This window comes from Desulfovibrio simplex (assembly GCF_055387835.1).
The window spans coordinates 3,177,472-3,193,805 of the sequence record NZ_AP042377.1 but is presented as its reverse complement, the minus strand read 5'-3'; the positions used below and the strand labels follow the sequence as shown (position 1 = coordinate 3,193,805).

The window sequence follows — 16,334 nt, the reverse complement described above, 5'->3', positions numbered from 1 at the left end:
GCGTTGTGACGCAGGAAACTACGCTTGAAGACAGCATGCGTAACGACACGGCTTGTCCCTTACAATCGCTGTCGCCATCCGTAAGCGGCAAAGACCCGCTGACGGCTCCGCAAACCGCATTTTTTGGCTGAATGAAAACTTTGAAATGTTAAGCATTTCAAAGGTAATCTGCTCTAGGGGGTGGGGGCGTGGGGGAGGAGACCCTTTTGCAAAAGGGTCTCCTCCCCCACAAAGCACTCCAAAGTAATATTACGGTACATCTATCCCGGCTCAGTCTTCTGTCTTCCGGCTTACCAGGCCCTGTTCCTCAAGCTGCCGCATGACGGCGCTGCACCGAAAAATATCCGTGCCCACGATTTCGGCTTCGTCCAGCAAGCTCATACTTCCGTCGGCATAGGCCAGCAGGTCCATCATGAGATCCACCTGCTCGGTACAGGAATATCTGGTGCTCAGCGTGGGATACAGCCCCCGCTTGCCCAGTTGCGGTTCGCACAGAACCCTGCACTGGTATGTTACATTTTCTTCAATTGTTTCAAGAACCTTACGCATTATTTCAAAGCCGCCCTGAAGCCCTTTTTCCGTGACCAGCGAGCAGTCGTCCAGCGACGTGTGGTACTCGGGAAAGACATGGTACTTGGTGCGCATGACGCTGCACAAGGGCAGATCAATGCCCGGCGAACAGTACTGCCGCTCGTCGCTGCCCCTGTCATGATAGGTGTAACGCGCAAAGTCCGGGGCAAAGCGCTGCAGCACATGCAGGGCCGCCTTGTCTGCCAGGGTGTTGCCCTTGCGGCTCGGCAGATAGGAGTAGGCGCGATCGTCGCCAAGACAGGTCAGGTTGAAACCGGCCACCACCCGCTGGCGCAACTGCTGATAGTTTTTGCTGAGATAGGTGATGGACCCGATGGTTTCGGGCACAAAAACAACGCGGTACGTATAACGGCGCGGCGCTGTCAGCAGCCAGCGGGCCAGGGCTGTGGCCACCACGGGACCGGAAAGCTCATTATTGGCCATGGAGGGGTGGCACACATAGGTGGAAAGAAAGACTTCCTTCTCGCTCTGCCCCGGCAGCACCAGTTCGCCATAGGTGAGGTGACCGGGGGCGAGCGTGGATTTGATCACCGCGTGGTACATGCCCGGTTTGAGCTTCTGGCGCACGCTGTGCTTAAGGCAGAAACCCCAGCGCCGGGCGTAATAGGACGTTACGTAGGGGATGGCTTCGGGCAGGTCCGGCCGGGAGTAGAGATGCTCCTGCAAGTCTTCAAGGGACAGCATGATATCCACAGGCTCGGAATAGCCCACCACATGCAGATTGCTGTGAGAAAAATCGGCGATGACCTCACCGTCCGGGCCTGTCAGCTGTGCTCCGGTGATGTTCCATTCGTCAGGCACTGTCCAGTCGAACACCTGGCTGCCTGACGGGACTTCATGAATTTGCAGGCCCGGCAGTTCTTCCTTGAGTATGGAAAGCGTCTGACGAACGCCGTTGCCGGTGATGCTTCGGCAAATGGGAAAAAGCCGCTGAAGAAAACTGTGCAGATTTGGCATGGGAAGAGCCTTGTGCGTCTCTTGCCCGCCCAGGGGGGCGTGGGCGTATAAATGAAGTAAAAGGACAAGCCGCCTTGTGTGGGCCATTGTGGCAAAGCAAAAACGGCATCTTCCCTCCTGCACAGATGGCGAGCCACATGGGCCGCCTCAACACGCGGCGCTGGCCCCCGTTCGGAACCTTCTCGCCGCTCTCCTCTCGTTGCTTCACCCCGGCATCCGGCCGGAAGCCCCACCGCGTTGCGATGCAGGCATCCGATCCCTATCGGGTCTCTCAAGGCCGGGGTGTCGCCCCAGTCCGTGTATCTCCCCGACATGTGGGGCTATACGGGGCATACGGAAGCAAAAAGACCGCTAATTGTCCAGCACTGTTTGCATGATATGCTCAAAAGAAGGAATCAGTTTTTATAACTGGCTTTCCGAATTAATAATTTTTTTTAATACCGCATGGCTGATCTGCGGCACGCCGGAGCAATCCGGGGCTTGTCGTCACGCCACTGAAACAAAGGCGCACGCGGGCAGGAGCATAAACGCCGTCTGCCGAAAGAGCTTTTTCGCGATGCATGCCGGGCCGCCTGCGGCTGGCAGCCATCGAAGCAGTATCAGGACGCACCGACGTCAAAGGCTCCCCACTTTCGAGGGGAGCCTTTGACGAGGCGACAGCCGGGCGGCTGCGCCATCAGATTCGCGCTGTTCTCAGCTTGCGGTCTGGCCCTGATTCTGGTCCTGACTCTGGCCCTGGTGGCCCCAGATAGTGGTGATAAGCTCATGCAGCTTGACGGAAAGAGCCTTGAGGTCCGGCTTGGTATACTGGGCGTCCGCCCCCACCAGAACGCATTTTTTGGCAAGGCTCTCATTGATCATTGAGGAAAAGATGGCCACGGGCAGTTTTTTGAGCACAGGATCTTCCTTGATGCGCTTGCACAGGGCAAGGCCGTCCATGGCGGGCATTTCTATGTCCGTGATGATCCCCTGCAAAAAGTCCGATATGGGGCGGTTCTCCGCCTCGCAGCGATTACGCACGGCTTGCAGGTAGTCCCAAGCCTCCTGCCCGTTGACGCGCTGCTCCACCTTGAAGCGTCCTTCCTTGTTGAGCAGGTCCAGCAGCAGGCTGCGGATACTGCTGGAATCGTCCACATGCAGGATGGTGTACGTCTTGCCGTCCGTAGCGCCCATGTCGGCTGCGTCAAAGCGCAGGGCCATGGCCGGGTGCAACTCGGCCACAATGGCCTCAAGGTCCAGCAGAAATATGACGCGCTCTTCAAGCCGTACCACGCCGGTGACGGAACTGCGGCTCATGTTCTGCAAAAACTGGCCGGGAGCTTCAACGTCCGTCCAGCTCAACCTGTAGATGCGATTCACGCCGGACACAAGAAAGCCCGTACAGACCCCGTTGAACTCCGTTACAATGACCTTGGCGTCTTCATTGGTAATGGGAGCGCTGCCAAGAAAACGCGCCATGTCGATGAGCGGCACGATACGCCCATTACGGTGCAGAAACGCGCCCAGCAGGGCTTTATGGCGCATTTCCGGCATGGCCGTCACAGGTTGCCGACGGCCTATTTCAACCACCTTGGCCACGTTGAGGCCATAGTGGGCCTCGTAGCCATCCTGGTTGACGTAGAACTCCACGATTTCGAGCTCATTGGTGCCGGTTTCGAGCAAAATATTGGTCTGCGCCATGAAAGTTCTCCATTAAACGGACCGGGCCGCTATAACGTGCCGCATGCGGAAAATCCAGTGCCGAAGCTCTATTTCTTGCCAAACTTATCGGCAGGAAAAAATAACTATTTACCTCATGAAAATAAAATATCAGTTCCCCGCAGCCGCCGTGCCAGAAACTTGAAACCGACAGCACGCAGGGGCCGCGCCGCCAGCAGCCCCGGAGGACCGGCAGCGGGTGCCCCGGCCAGCGGGCAGCACTCTTTCATCCGCATGGTGCCTGACGAAAAAGGACGGCCCCGTGCCTGTTTAGATCAGATTGAAATGCTTCACATTTCAAAGGTAAAATGCTCCAGACAGTGTTGTCACGAGATGAATTTCCAGTCATATCAAGGAGAGCGAGCCTTTTATGCAGGGAGTGTACTCTGATGGTACTCGACCGGAATAAAAGGCGACGTTCGACGCAGAAATAACTGGAAAGGCCCTCGTGACGACACTGTCTAGGCCGACTGCGTCATATCAGTGAACAACCTGGTGGACATATACCTTTCGCCAGTATCGCAGGCAAAGGTGACGATGTTTTTTCCTTTCATTTCCGGGCGCGCCGCGACCTTGAGGGCGGCCGCCACGTTGGCGCCGGTGGATATGCCGGTCACGATGCCGCAGCGCATGAGTTTGCGGGCCGTGACCAGGGCTTCTTCGGCATCGGCCAGCAGGATTTCGTCCAGCAGGGCACGGTCAAGGATGGCGGGCACAAAGCCGGCCCCTATCCCCTGAATGAGGTGCGGCGACGCCTTGCCGCCCGAAAGCACGGGCGAGGCTTCCGGCTCCACGGCAATGACCCTGAAACCGGGGATGCGCTCCTTCAAAAAGCGGCCAGCCCCCGTGATGGACGAGCCTGAGCCCACGCCAGCCACCAGAACATCCATCTTGCCAACGCTGTCGCTGTAAATTTCGGGCCCGGTGGTTTTGTAATGGGCCTGCACGGCTTCCGGATTGGTGAACTGGCCGGGGATAAAACCGCCCTGCTCTTCGGCGATGCGGCGGGCTTCTTCAACGGCACCCGTCATGCCCTTGGCAGCCGGGGTAAGCACCAGATCCGCGCCAAGGCCCTTGAGCAGGTTGCGCCGCTCAATGCTCATGGATTCTGGCATGGTGAGCACGCAGCGCAGGCCCCGAACGGCCGAAACCAGGGCTATGCCAATGCCCATGTTGCCGCTGGTGCCCTCCACAACAAGGCCACCCGGCTCCAGTTCGCCCCACTGAAGGGCATTTTCAATAAGGTGAAACGCCACGCGGTCTTTAATGGAACCGCCGGGGTTACGATTTTCAAGTTTGAGCCAGACCGTGCCGGGCAGATCTTGTGACATATCCAGCCGCAGCAGAGGCGTATTGCCAATAGCCTGAAGAATGTTGGTAAGCATGGCGAGAAAACCTCATGGTATCGTAGGGAACGTCCCGAAAATCCTGTAGGATGGGCAGGTGGAGCTTTACAACAGACGCGTTTTGCTTAACAGTCAGGACTAGAGAATAGAGGAAAGCTCGTGCATTGGCAAACTTTCCTGAATATACATGCCGGGCCAGCTCCCGGCGCGAAACAGCCTTGCGCCGCAGGTGCCGGCCCAGCATAACGACGGAGGATACCATGAATTTTCTGAAATCCGCATTTCTTGTCTGCGCTCTGTTCCTTTGCCTTACCGCCGGTCAGGCTCACGCCAAGGCCGACACAGTAGCCCTGTATACCGAAGCGGTCATGACCGGCGACATCCCCGCCCTTGAAACCCTGCTGGCCCCCAACTACTGGCACATCGCCGGCAACGGGCACATTGAGGACAAGGAACACTTCATCCAGTCCATCAAAAACAAGGAACTGGTCGTTGACCGCCTGACCATCACCAATGTGCGCACCACTATGATCGGCGGCGCCACCCTGATGACGGGCAACGGTTATTTCAAGGGCATCTCCCATCCTGCGCAGCCCGAAGGACTCATGCGCTTTACCCTCGTGGTTGTGAAAAACCAGAACCGCGAACAGGTGGTGCTGTTCCAGGCCACTCCCGTGGTCGCCACCCCTGACTGCAGGGACGGCAACTGCAAGATCCAGTAGCCCGAGAGCCCGTCGCCAAAGCCCCAGTAGCCGCTCCGGCGGTTTTTCCCCTACTACCGAAGCCCCGTCACCACGGGGCTTTTTTTGTTCACGGCATGCTCCGCGCCTTTTGTTTCCGCCCGGCATGCTGGAGAAACGCGGCAATACGGTTTATGATGGCCGCAAGGATGCCAGCAGATCCCACACCGCCCGCTGGCAGTCGGCCTGCGGCATTGTCAGTCGCTCGCGGCCCTGTCGCCAATGGGCCTGCAGCATCGACCGTCGCCGAGCTGACGGCCCTGCGCATACAGTCTGCTCCACGGACAGCCGGACTCGGGCACACGCCGCCCATCACCATGTGGCCGTGTGCCGCCCACAGCCATGCGCCAGCGCACTGCATCCGGAACATTACTCTGGCCGCGCTCCACGGCATCTTCTTCTGCCCCACGACACTCAAGGGGGGGGCGCGGCTGTCCCGCCTCAGAACCTTCCTCACGACAGGACAAACCATGCATATACTTATTCTGGGTTCCACGGGCTTTCTGGGATCACACATCACATCCCATCTTTTACAGCAGGGGCATATGGTTCGCGCCGCCGTGCGCGGCAATCCGAACGGGCGTCCCCCGCAAAAGGGTCTTGCGTACGCGGCCTGGAACGGCATGGACATGCCAGGGCTGATCCCCCTGCTTGAAGGTGTGGATGCGGTGATCAATCTTCAGGGGGAAAACATCGGCGCAGGCCGTTGGACTGCCGCCCGAAAACAGGCCATAGCGCAAAGCAGGCTCAACGCGGGGCATGCCCTGACCGCAGCGCTGCAAACCCTGCGTGACAGGGAATTGCGCCTGCCGCGCACCCTGTTGCAGGCATCGGCCTGCGGCTATTACGGTCTGTGGCAGGATGCCGCAACGGCCCCCGGCTGTGACGAAAAACATCCAAAGGGGCAGGGTTTTCTGGCAGATGTGTGCGCCCTGTGGGAAGAGAGCACAGATCTTGTGGAAACGCTGGGCGTCCGCCGTTGCATCCTGCGGTTTTCGCCCGTTATGGGGCAAAAAGCCTCAGGAGCCGTGGGGGGATTTCTGGAACGGATGCTGACGCCCTTTCTGTATTTTCTTGGCGGCCCGGTCGGTTCCGGCCGTCAGCCCATGAGCTGGGTGCACATGTCGGACGTAACGCACGCCGTGCGCTTTCTGCTTGAGCGTGAGGACGTGCAAGGCATTTTCAACATAAGCGCCCCCACCCAGGTCAACATGCGCCAGTTTGCCCGCGCTCTGGGCAAGGCCTGTTCACGCCCATCGTGGCTGCCTGTTCCCGGATTCGCGCTCCGTCTGGCTTTGGGGCAGATGGCTGAAGAACTGGTTTTGAACGGGCAAAAGTCGCTTCCCGCCCGGCTCACGCAAGCTGGCTACAACTTTCAGTGCCCTGAACTCGAACAGGCCCTGGCCGAGACGCTCACGCGGCGTGCGTAACTCCGCGTCTTTTCAAAAAACTATCTGCACAGAAAGGCGGCACGAACGCAGAGTCCGTGCCGCCTGTAAGTTTTCAATCTCTACAGGTGATTGGCAGCGATCAGCAGGTGCCGCTCACCATGCGCAGCAGGCGCAGCAACTGATGGGTAAAGCCGGCTTCATTGTCGTACCAGATGAGCACCTTGACCATGGTGCCGTCGAGCACCTGGGTGGAAAGCGCATCCACCACGCCGCCGTGGGTGCTGCCCCTGAAGTCGATGGAAACCAGCGGCTCTTCGGTAAAGCCCATATGCGCGCCCAAGGAGCCTTCACTGGCGGCCTTGAGGGCCTCGTTGACGGCCGCCGCGTCGCAGGGACGTTCCACTTCACAGGTCAGGTCCACAAGGGAACAGTCAAAGGTGGGCACACGCACGGACATGCCGTTGAGCTTGCCCTCAAGTTCGGGCATCACGATGCCCACGGCCTTGGCCGCGCCCGTGCTGGAAGGAACCATGGACACGGCGGCCGCACGGCCACGACGCCAGTCCTTGTGCGAACCGTCCAGAATGCGCTGGCTCATGGTGTAGCTGTGAATGGTGGTCATGAGGCCGTGACGGATGCCGAACTTCTCGTGCAGCACCTTGGCCACAGGGGCCAGACAGTTGGTGGTGCAGGAAGCCGCTGAAATGATCCTGTGCTTGACGCAGTCATACACATGATCATTGACGCCCATGACGACCATGGCGTCCACTTCCTTGGCGGGCGCGGATATGACGACCTTTTCAGCGCCGCAGGCCAGATGTTTGGCAAGACCCTCGCCGTCCTTGATGGTGCCCGTCGTCTCCACGGCAATGGTAACGCCCAGGCGCTTCCATTCCCATTCACCGGGCTTGCAGCGGGTTACGGCGATGTGGCGGCCATTGACTATGATGCCGTTTTCGTCGTGGTCCACGCTGCCCGCAAAGGTGCCGTAAGTGGAGTCGTACTTGAAAAGATAGGCCAGGGCGGCATTATCGGCGCGCGCGTTGATGGCGGCGATTTGCAGATCCTGGTCGTCGGCCAGCAACCGCAGCAGATAGCGGCCAATGCGGCCGAAACCGTTCATTCCCAGTTTGACGGGCATGTTGCGCTCCTTGACGAAGGCTTATGTGGTTTCTAGGCTTTGCCCGAAGATCCCATCACATTACGGATCTTGTGCGCCACCATGTTCTTGACAGCTTCCCGGGCTGGCTTGAGATAGGACCGGGGGTCGAACTCTTCGGGATGTTCGGCAAGATACTGGCGGATGCAGGCCGTGACAGCCAGGCGGATATCCGTGTCCACGTTGATCTTGCACACCCCCATGCCCGCGGCTTTGCGCAGCATGTCTTCAGGCACGCCTTTGGCGCCGCCCACCTTGCCGCCGTACTGGTTGCACAGGGCGACAAATTCCTGCGGCACGCTGGACGCGCCGTGCAACACAAGGGGATAGTCGGGCAGCTTTTTGCTGATGGTTTCAAGCCTGTCGAAATCCAGCCTGGCCTCGCCCTTGAACTTGTACGCGCCGTGGCTTGTGCCGATGGCAATGGCCAGGGAGTCGCAGCCCGTGCGCTCCACAAATTCCACAGCCTCGGCGGGGTCGGTATACACGTGCTCGTCGGACTGCACGTGCTCCTCAATACCCGCCAGCTTGCCAAGTTCCGCCTCCACCCACACGCCACGGGGATGGGCGTATTCCACCACCTGCCTGGTGAGGGCGATGTTTTCTTCAAAGGGCAGATGCGAACCGTCGATCATGACCGAGGTAAACCCGCCGTCAATGCAGTCGCGGCACATCTCAAAGCTCGGGCCATGGTCAAGGTGCACGGCCACGGGCACGCTGGCGTCAATGGCCAGGGCGGCCTCCACCAGCTTCATGATGTACACCTGCCCCGCGTATTTGCGCGCGCCGGAAGAAACCTGAAGGATGACAGGCGATTTTTCTTCGGAGGCCGCATTCATAATACCCTGGATTATTTCCATGTTATTGACGTTGAACGCGCCAATGGCATAGCCCCCCGCATAGGCGGCGGCGAACATTTCTTTGGGATTGGTAAGAGGCATGACTTCCTCCGTGGTTTTCTGCGGCAAGGGCTGCCGAAATACTCAAGGTTAAATGGCATTTGCCCGTGCAGACATCAAGACAGCATGGCTAGCACCAACGCCCGTCACAAGCAAGAGTCACATACACCAAATTTGCGCGAAGGGGAATGGTTTAACACCACCACAAGGGCATCCCTGGCCGCTTGACGATTTTTGCTCCACGGCAGGCGCGCACCCATGGCCGTTTTGGGGCATATCCCCCCGCCAATTCAATACATATACAAATATGCACAGAGCGGGAAAACACTGAACACTTTTATGCAGTATGGCGCGGCTGCCAGCCTGCGGGCACTCTGTGAACAGCCTGCGCGCCAGTGGGAGCCGCGTTCCAGGGCTCCCGGCCAAGGCCCGCGACATCCCGGGGTTTCAGGGAAGCCTCGGGCCGAGAAGGTAAAATGCCCTAACGGATTAGAGCACTTAACACTTGAAATGCTCGAGGACGGCAGGCAAAAGCCTGCCTGCTCGCATTTCGTGGCAAGGATTTTTCAGGAAAATCCTTGCAGAGCGGGTAACTCATTTCATTCGTTAACTGCTCTAAGGAAGCGCTGATTAAAGAGCCTCCTGGAAACGCGCAGTTGTTTCATTTGGCAAGGCGCGATCTTTTTTTGAAGCAGGAGTGGACTCTTCCGTCCTCGACTGTTTCAAAAAAAGTGAAGCAACACCGCCAAACGGAATAAATCAGCGTTTCCCTAAAGCCCCATCTTCCCCAGGGCGCGCATGCCCCTGTGATCCGTAAACTCGAAATTCAGGGGCGTCATGGTGATGTGCCCCCGGTTGAGCAGGTCTTTGTCCGAATCAGGCTCAATGCTCTCCATAGGGATTTCGCCCTCAAGCCACCAGTAGGGCACGCCCCTCGGGTCTTCACGCTCAAGATAGACGTTTTTCCACACGGCGCTGGTCTGGGGGCAGATGCGCAGTTCGCGCGCCTCCTCCAGCGGGCAGGCCGGATAATTCACATTGATGACCCGGCGGCGTCCCACTTCAGCCCAGTTGATGCGGCTGGCCAGAGCCACCGCGTGCCTGGCCTGGGGCATGAGGTCCACGTCCGGGCCGGTGTTGTGGCTGAAGCTGTCGTGCGAGACGGCCATGCTGGGCAGTTCCTCGTGAGCGGCCTCGGTGGCGGCCCCCACGGTGCCCGAGTACAGGATGTCCGGCCCCACGTTGGCCCCGGCGTTGATGCCGGACATGACAAGGTCGGGCCTTTGGGGCAGCAGACGGCCCAGGGCCAGCTTTACGCAGTCTGTGGGCGTGCCAAAAACGCCTGTGCCCGTGAAGCCGGGCTCTTCAATCACCATGGCCCGCACGGGCTCAAAGACCGTGAGCGAATGCCCCACCCCGGACTGCTGGCGCATGGGGGCCACTACGAAAACCGTGTGCCCGGCTTCCATCAAGGCCGCGTACAGGGCACGCAGGCCCCTGGCACGGATGCCGTCGTCATTGGTCAGGAGAACGTTCATTGACAATACCTCGGAAAGAAGGGAAATTCGGGCCATAGACCCGTTGCGGCCCGCCGCCGTGTACGGAGACCCAAAAGCGCGGAGCGCTGGCCGCTCCTGGAAAGATATATGGAAAAAGGTTGTTACGTCAAAGACATTAGCGCCGCGTCAGAAGCGCGCGGTCTGTTCGCCGTCAGTCAGGCGGCTCAGGGCCAGTCCCGCAACGGGCCGTACTGGCGGCTTACCCTGACGGACGCCAGCGGCAGTCTGGAAGCCAAGATATGGAGCCCCCTCAGCGCTGATTTCAGCGAGATCCCCTCCGGCTCCCTTGTCTGGGTTGAAGGCCGCGCCGGGCTTTACCGCGATCAGGTACAGCTCACGGTGGAGCACATGCGCCTGCTCGACGAGGCCGAAAGCGCCGCCGTGGACCACACCGCCCTTATGCCCGCCAGCCCCTATCCGCTGGACGACATGCTTCAGGAACTGGACGGGCTCATCAAGACCGAGTTTACCCACGCGCCCTGGCGCAAACTGGTACAGGGCTTCTTCAACAATGAAGAACTGCGGGCCGCTTTTCGCATATGCCCGGCCGCCAAGGGCGTACACCACGCCTATGTGGGCGGCCTGCTGGAGCATACCCTGAGCGTCTTCACCCTTTGCCGCCGCATCGCCGACCAGTATCCGGAACTGGACCGTCAGACCCTGCTGGCCGGGGCGCTCTTTCACGACATCGGCAAGATACGCGAATTTTCCGGCGGTCTTGCCAACGATTATACCGACGAGGGCCGCCTGCTCGGCCACCTCATGCTTGGCATAGAAATGCTGGCCCCCTTCATGGCCAAATCCGGCCTTGAAGAGCCTTTGCAACGGCATCTCAAGCACCTTATCCTGAGCCACCACGGCGAACTCCAGTTCGGCGCGGTGCGCCCGCCCCACACGCCCGAGGCCATGGCCCTGCACTATGCCGACAATCTGGACGCCAAGATGGCCCAGTGCCGTGGCCTTTTCGCCCAACTGGACGACGAGGGGCAGGATTGGACCCCCTGGCAGGCCACCCTGGGACGCCCCGTATACCGGGCAGCACGGACACCGGAAAAAGCCGCCCCCGCAACCCGCAAAAAGGCGGTCAAAGAAGAATGTTTATCACTTTTGAAGGTATAGAGGGCGCGGGCAAATCCACAGCCATTGAATTTCTTGTGGAGTACCTGCAAGCCCACGGATATGACCCCGTCACCACCAGAGAACCGGGGGGCAGCGCCCTTGGCCGACGCCTGCGCTCGCTGCTGCTGGACGTACGCACCACGGGGCTTTGCAGCCGGGCCGAGCTGTTTCTTTTTCTGGCTGACCGCGCCCAGCATGTGTCCGAGGTCATCCGTCCCGCCCTTGAGGCCGGGCAGGTGGTGCTCTGCGATCGCTTCACGGACTCCACGCTGGCCTATCAGGGCTACGGGCGCGGGCTGGATATCGAATACCTGCGCGGTCTCAACCAGGCAGCCACTGGGGGACTTCAGCCGGAACTGACCCTGCTGCTGGATCTGCCCGTGCGCTGCGGACTGGTGCGCGCCGGAGAACGCAACCGCGCCTCCGGCATAGTCATTGCCGAAGGCCGCTTTGACAGCGAGAGCCTGGATTTTCATGAGCGCGTGCGCCGGGGCTACCGCGCCCTGGCAGAAGAGGAACCCGAACGCTTTGCCATCATTGACGCCGCGCAGCCGCCCGAAGACGTGGTGCTTCAGTGCCGCTCGGCCATTGAGGCGCATCTGCGCAGCCGTGGCAGAGGGCTCGACTAGAGCAGATTAACTTTGAAATGCTTCACATTTCAAAGTTTTCATTCAGCCGAAAAATGCGATTTTCGGCTGAATCCACGCCACGTTGTGGCGCGCTGTACTTTCGTACAGCGTTAGAGCATTTACACTTTTTCAAAGTTAAAATGCTCCGGAGCAGAACACCTTTGGGAATCCACATTCTCAAAAATTGAAGACGCCCGCAGCGGCCAGCAAGAGCACAGGCAAGCCGCGCGGACGTCTTCACGGCGGGGCGGATGCCCACGCAGCCGCCGGAGTACTTTCAGGGGGCCATTGCTCCACAAGGCAACCATCACCAGGGCCGCCTCATTGAGCAGCGCGGCAGCGCGGATCTTCCGCCCCGTGCCGTGACAGTCGGCCATAACAATTCTGTCACATAACCTGTTTACAATCCGTCTGACGGGGAGAATATCATGCAAGAATTTTACGACCTCAAGATCGAAGGCACAAAGCTGCATTTCATTCCCCGCGCAGACGGGTCCGCCGGCTTTGAATTCGCCCTGCCCGAGCCCCCTGCCGACCACACGGCCGCCGGCATTCTGGGCGACCCGGAACTCATGTACTGCGTGGCTTTCCGCAAGGAAGACGGCCGCGGCGGCCTCTTTGCCATGTACGACGAAAACGGCCTGCTCTTCGTGGCCGTGGCGGCCAGCAACCTGGCCTATTCGCTGGGTCTGGCCGAAATGGGCCGCATGGTGACCTACGCCCGCTACGGGGCGGACATCTTTGACGCGCTGGACGAAAATGATGACTGAGCCGTGGGCCGGGCAACGCCCGGCAACACACTCTTTCCCGCAGGTGGGCGCAAAGGCCGCATTCCGTGCCGCGCAACGGCTGGGAGTGGTCTTTTTTCCCGCTTTTGACTGGGCCATCTCCGCCACACACCCCGAACGCGAGGAGCGCCTGCTCTACACGCGCGACCAGCTTGTGGAAGAAGGTCTGTTCGATATTCCCGGCATTACGGAATACCGCCCTGCCTTCGCCAGCCACGCGCAGCTTGAACGTGCCCATTTCTGCCTGCCCACGGTTCGCGCCGTGAGCACGGATTCGCATCTGGCGGCGGCAGGCGGAGCCATACGCGCCGCCCACCTTGTGCTTGAAGGGCACGAAGACCGCGCCTTTGCCCTGGTGCGCCCGCCGGGACATCACGCCATGCGCGTGGTGCACGGCAACCGTGGCTTCTGCAATATCAACAATGAAGCCGTCATGGTGGAGTACATCCGCGACACCTACCCGCACCCCGACGGCCGCCCCCTGCGCATCGCCATTGTGGACACGGACGTGCACCACGGCGACGGCACCCAGGACGTGTTCTGGAACGACCCGCACACGCTCTTCATTTCCCTGCATCAGGACGGGCGCACCCTGTATCCCGGCACCGGCTTTGTTAAAGAATGCGGCGGCCCCGGCGCTCTTGGCCGCACCATCAATATCCCCCTGCCGCCGGAAACCTCGGACGAAGGCTATCTTTACGCCGTGGAACACGCGGTGCTGCCCATTCTCGAAGACTTCAAGCCGGACTTCATCATCAACTCCGCCGGGCAGGACAACCATTTCACCGATCCTCTGGCCAATATGAAGCTGTCGGCGCAGGGCTACGCGGCCCTCACAAGGCTGCTCAATCCCCATGTGGCGGTGCTTGAGGGCGGCTATGCCATTCGCGGCGCTCTGCCCTACGTGAACCTAGGCATCTGCATGGCCCTGGCGGGGCTGGACGCCGGCGACATCCGCGAGCCGGGCTGGACGCCGGAAGCCACGCGCCAGGACCCCAGGGTGGGACAGTACATAGCCCGCCTGTGCGGGCAGGTGCGCGACTGCTATTTCAACCCGCCCGCCGAGCCTTTTGAGGGCCGGGTGGAAGGCCGGGGCCAGGACCGCTGGTGGGTACGGCAAAAGCATATTTTTTATGATACTGACATGATCAGCGAGGGCCAGACGGAAGGCTGGCGGCTCTGCGCGGACTGCTCCGGCCTCGGACGCATCGAAACGGCGTCGGATCGCGTGGCCCGCTCGCTCTGCCTGCTCATACCGCGCCATGCCTGCCCGGCCTGCCGGGCCAAGGGACAGGAGCTTGCCGCAGAAGCCCGCAAGGCCGGACGCCACGCCCACGTGCTGCTGCTGGACGGCGATGCCGCAGGCCTTTTGCCAGCCGCCGAACGCGAGCATTTGCGGGTGTAGACGTCCCCGCGCGGACATGACAACTGGCACTTATGGGCATGACAGCGCCACCTGCGGGCGCAGAGGCGACCACTTCGACGCCCGCGCGGCCTTGCGCACATTCTGCGGCATGGGCTGGGCGCGTCTCCTTTGCGGGGCACACTTTGAATTTTCAAAGGCAGTATGCCTGACTGCCAATAAAGACCGCACGTGATCCGTAGAATCCGGTTGACTGATCCGGTCTTTGCAGGCATATAGCCGGACTTTGCGCCCGTAATGCCCCTTGCGGCCAAAGGCGCTTTTTGTGTGATGGGACGTGACCGGGCGGCGCAGCCGCGCGGATTTTCTTTTGACCCCCTATCTTGCTGAGAGGGAAGAGCCATGGCGAATATCCTTATCATCGGCGCGGGCGGCGTCGGGAGCGTGGTTGTCCACAAATGCGCCCAGGTGGCCAAGGAAGGCGGCACTTTTGACAAGATAACCCTTGCCAGCCGCACGGTAGCCCGCTGCGACGCCATCGCCGCGAGCGTGAAGGCGCGTTACGGCGTGGACATTGCCACCGCCAAGGTGGACGCGGACAACGTGCCCGAACTCTGCGCGCTTATCCGCAGCGTCAAGCCCGACCTTGTGTGCAACGTGGCCCTGCCCTACCAGGACCTGCACATTATGGACGCCTGCCTTGAATGCGGCGTGCATTATGTGGACACAGCCAACTACGAACCGCTGGACACCGCCAAGTTTGAATACAAGTGGCAGTGGGCCTACGCGGAGCGCTTCCGCGAAGCCGGGCTCACCGCCCTGCTCGGTTCCGGCTTTGACCCCGGCGTCACCAACGTCTTTGCCGCCTGGGTCATGAAGCACCAACTGGACGAAGTGCATGTGCTCGACATCATCGACTGCAATGCCGGTGACCACGGCCAGCCCTTTGCCACCAACTTCAACCCTGAAATCAATATTCGTGAAGTGACCGCGCGCGGCCGCTACTGGGAACGGGGCGAATGGGTGGAGACCGATCCGCTGTCCTGGTCAATGAATTTTGATTTCCCAGACGGCATTGGCGGCAAGAAGTGCTTTCTCATGTACCACGAGGAGCTGGAATCCCTGGTCAAGAACCTCAAGGGACTGCGCCGCGCACGCTTCTGGATGACGTTCTCTGACAACTACCTCAACCACCTGAAAGTGCTCGGCAACGTGGGCATGACCCGCATTGATCCCGTGAACTTCCAGGGGCAGGACATTGTGCCCATCCAGTTCCTGGCCAAGCTTCTGCCCGATCCGGCCTCTCTCGGCCCCCTGACCAAGGGCAAGACCTGCATCGGCGACCTTATGCGCGGCGTCAGCGGCGGCAAGGAAAAAACCGTATATATCTACAATATCTGCGACCACGAAGAGTGCTACGCCGAAGTGGGCTCGCAGGCCATTTCATATACTACGGGCGTGCCCGCCATGATCGGCGCCAAGATGGTGGCCGAGGGTACGTGGCGCAAGCCCGGCGTGTGGAATATGGAGCAGTTTGACCCCGATCCCTTCCTCAAGGATCTGGGCAAATACGGGCTGCCCTGGCAGTGCGTGGATGTGACGGGAAAAATCTAGTTTTTTCTCACGATTGAATTGCCCGCGAGGGGTGTCGTTAAAGCTACAAGGCGACATTCCTGTGAGTATTTCACGGTCAGAAAAAATACGTCTGTTTTACTGCGTCTGCTTTTTGAAAGGCTGTTTGCCCGGTTACGGGTGGACAGCCTTTCGGTTTTTTCTTTGATGGGCAGGGGATTGCGTAGCTACGTCTTCAAGGAGAAGAAAACAGGGCTTGTCCTTTGAGAGATGGGTTTTGTGCCCTGCGGGCGTGGCGGCATTCCTTTTATTTCGTTTGGGACGCCTGCGCGGCGGGCGGGCGTGGGTATGCGCGACGGGCGCGCCGAAAGAAATTAAGCAGGGCTTGTCCTTTGAGCGGTGGCTTTTGTGCCCTGCGGGCACGGGAGGCGTTTCTTTTTCTGTTGTTTGGGCCGCCTGCGCGGCGGGCGGCGATGTGAGAGCTACGGGCTGGCGCTCTGAAGAAAACAAAGCAGGGCTTGTC

General features: G+C 60.0%; 14 protein-coding genes. 8 read left to right on the top strand and 6 right to left on the bottom strand.

Annotation, left to right across the window (positions count from 1 at the left end; genetic code table 11):
* Positions 1–5: 5 nt before the first annotated feature.
* Positions 6–131, top strand: a complete 126-nt coding sequence (locus ACZ5DH_RS13000) for a hypothetical protein (protein ID WP_464254675.1) — start codon at positions 6–8, stop codon at positions 129–131.
* Between the two features lie 139 nt (positions 132–270).
* Here ACZ5DH_RS13000 and ACZ5DH_RS12995 read toward each other — a convergent pair whose 3' ends face one another.
* The 3 genes from ACZ5DH_RS12995 to cysK form a co-directional block, all read right to left on the bottom strand.
* A complete protein-coding gene (locus ACZ5DH_RS12995) occupies positions 271–1,548 on the bottom strand; it encodes a DUF4910 domain-containing protein (protein ID WP_464254674.1) in 1,278 nt (425 codons plus the stop codon).
* Positions 1,549–2,241: 693 nt separating this feature from the next.
* Positions 2,242–3,228 carry a chemotaxis protein gene (locus ACZ5DH_RS12990; protein ID WP_464254673.1) on the bottom strand — a complete coding sequence of 329 codons (987 nt, stop codon included), beginning with the start codon at positions 3,226–3,228 and terminating at the stop codon, positions 2,242–2,244.
* 479 nt (positions 3,229–3,707) lie between these two features.
* A complete protein-coding gene (cysK, locus tag ACZ5DH_RS12985) occupies positions 3,708–4,631 on the bottom strand; it encodes a cysteine synthase A (protein ID WP_464254672.1) in 924 nt (307 codons plus the stop codon).
* Positions 4,632–4,852: 221 nt separating this feature from the next.
* Here cysK and ACZ5DH_RS12980 point away from each other — a divergent pair, with 221 nt between their 5' ends.
* Both ACZ5DH_RS12980 and ACZ5DH_RS12975 read left to right on the top strand, forming a co-directional pair.
* Positions 4,853–5,314, top strand: coding sequence for a nuclear transport factor 2 family protein (locus tag ACZ5DH_RS12980; RefSeq protein ID WP_464254671.1), 462 nt, complete (start codon positions 4,853–4,855; stop codon positions 5,312–5,314).
* Between the two features lie 488 nt (positions 5,315–5,802).
* Positions 5,803–6,762, top strand: a complete 960-nt coding sequence (locus ACZ5DH_RS12975; protein ID WP_464254670.1) for a TIGR01777 family oxidoreductase — start codon at positions 5,803–5,805, stop codon at positions 6,760–6,762.
* Positions 6,763–6,862: 100 nt separating this feature from the next.
* On the opposite strand, the gene gap is transcribed toward ACZ5DH_RS12975, so the two are convergent.
* The 3 genes from gap to surE all read right to left on the bottom strand — a co-directional run bounded on the left by gap (position 6,863) and on the right by surE (position 10,319).
* Positions 6,863–7,864, bottom strand: coding sequence for a type I glyceraldehyde-3-phosphate dehydrogenase (gene gap, locus ACZ5DH_RS12970; RefSeq protein ID WP_464254669.1), 1,002 nt, complete (start codon positions 7,862–7,864; stop codon positions 6,863–6,865).
* Between the two features lie 32 nt (positions 7,865–7,896).
* A complete protein-coding gene (fba, locus tag ACZ5DH_RS12965) occupies positions 7,897–8,823 on the bottom strand; it encodes a class II fructose-1,6-bisphosphate aldolase (protein WP_464254668.1) in 927 nt (308 codons plus the stop codon).
* 728 nt (positions 8,824–9,551) lie between these two features.
* Positions 9,552–10,319: a 5'/3'-nucleotidase SurE gene (gene surE, locus ACZ5DH_RS12960; RefSeq protein ID WP_464254667.1), complete on the bottom strand. Its 768-nt coding sequence runs from the start codon at positions 10,317–10,319 to the stop codon at positions 9,552–9,554.
* A gap of 108 nt (positions 10,320–10,427) precedes the next feature.
* Here surE and ACZ5DH_RS12955 point away from each other — a divergent pair, with 108 nt between their 5' ends.
* The 5 genes from ACZ5DH_RS12955 to ACZ5DH_RS12935 all read left to right on the top strand — a co-directional run bounded on the left by ACZ5DH_RS12955 (position 10,428) and on the right by ACZ5DH_RS12935 (position 15,853).
* The gene (locus tag ACZ5DH_RS12955; RefSeq protein WP_179980300.1) at positions 10,428–11,459 is read left to right on the top strand and encodes a 3'-5' exoribonuclease YhaM family protein; all 1,032 of its coding nucleotides are present in this window, start codon (positions 10,428–10,430) and stop codon (positions 11,457–11,459) included.
* A complete protein-coding gene (tmk, locus tag ACZ5DH_RS12950; RefSeq protein WP_464254666.1) occupies positions 11,435–12,088 on the top strand; it encodes a dTMP kinase in 654 nt (217 codons plus the stop codon). Before ACZ5DH_RS12955 ends, tmk begins: the two co-directional genes overlap by 25 nt.
* A 428-nt stretch (positions 12,089–12,516) precedes the next feature.
* On the top strand, positions 12,517–12,858 hold the full coding sequence (locus ACZ5DH_RS12945) for a hypothetical protein (RefSeq protein ID WP_464254665.1): 342 nt from the start codon (positions 12,517–12,519) through the stop codon (positions 12,856–12,858).
* On the top strand, positions 12,851–14,281 hold the full coding sequence (locus tag ACZ5DH_RS12940; RefSeq protein WP_464256561.1) for a histone deacetylase family protein: 1,431 nt from the start codon (positions 12,851–12,853) through the stop codon (positions 14,279–14,281). The genes ACZ5DH_RS12945 and ACZ5DH_RS12940 overlap by 8 nt, the downstream gene beginning before the upstream one ends.
* 360 nt (positions 14,282–14,641) lie before the next feature.
* Positions 14,642–15,853 carry a saccharopine dehydrogenase family protein gene (locus ACZ5DH_RS12935; protein WP_464254664.1) on the top strand — a complete coding sequence of 404 codons (1,212 nt, stop codon included), beginning with the start codon at positions 14,642–14,644 and terminating at the stop codon, positions 15,851–15,853.
* Positions 15,854–16,334 lie beyond the last annotated feature (481 nt).

Coding starts and splice junctions, on each gene's coding strand:
- cysK (WP_464254672.1), bottom strand. CDS start 4,631: ATGCTTACCAACATTCTTCAGGCTATTGGCAATACGCCTCTGCTGCGG.
- ACZ5DH_RS12995 (WP_464254674.1), bottom strand. CDS start 1,548: ATGCCAAATCTGCACAGTTTTCTTCAGCGGCTTTTTCCCATTTGCCGA.
- ACZ5DH_RS12945 (WP_464254665.1), top strand. CDS start 12,517: ATGCAAGAATTTTACGACCTCAAGATCGAAGGCACAAAGCTGCATTTC.
- ACZ5DH_RS12975 (WP_464254670.1), top strand. CDS start 5,803: ATGCATATACTTATTCTGGGTTCCACGGGCTTTCTGGGATCACACATC.
- ACZ5DH_RS12955 (WP_179980300.1), top strand. CDS start 10,428: ATGGAAAAAGGTTGTTACGTCAAAGACATTAGCGCCGCGTCAGAAGCG.
- gap (WP_464254669.1), bottom strand. CDS start 7,864: ATGCCCGTCAAACTGGGAATGAACGGTTTCGGCCGCATTGGCCGCTAT.
- fba (WP_464254668.1), bottom strand. CDS start 8,823: ATGCCTCTTACCAATCCCAAAGAAATGTTCGCCGCCGCCTATGCGGGG.
- ACZ5DH_RS12990 (WP_464254673.1), bottom strand. CDS start 3,228: ATGGCGCAGACCAATATTTTGCTCGAAACCGGCACCAATGAGCTCGAA.
- ACZ5DH_RS12935 (WP_464254664.1), top strand. CDS start 14,642: ATGGCGAATATCCTTATCATCGGCGCGGGCGGCGTCGGGAGCGTGGTT.
- tmk (WP_464254666.1), top strand. CDS start 11,435: ATGTTTATCACTTTTGAAGGTATAGAGGGCGCGGGCAAATCCACAGCC.
- surE (WP_464254667.1), bottom strand. CDS start 10,319: ATGAACGTTCTCCTGACCAATGACGACGGCATCCGTGCCAGGGGCCTG.
- ACZ5DH_RS12980 (WP_464254671.1), top strand. CDS start 4,853: ATGAATTTTCTGAAATCCGCATTTCTTGTCTGCGCTCTGTTCCTTTGC.
- ACZ5DH_RS12940 (WP_464256561.1), top strand. CDS start 12,851: ATGACTGAGCCGTGGGCCGGGCAACGCCCGGCAACACACTCTTTCCCG.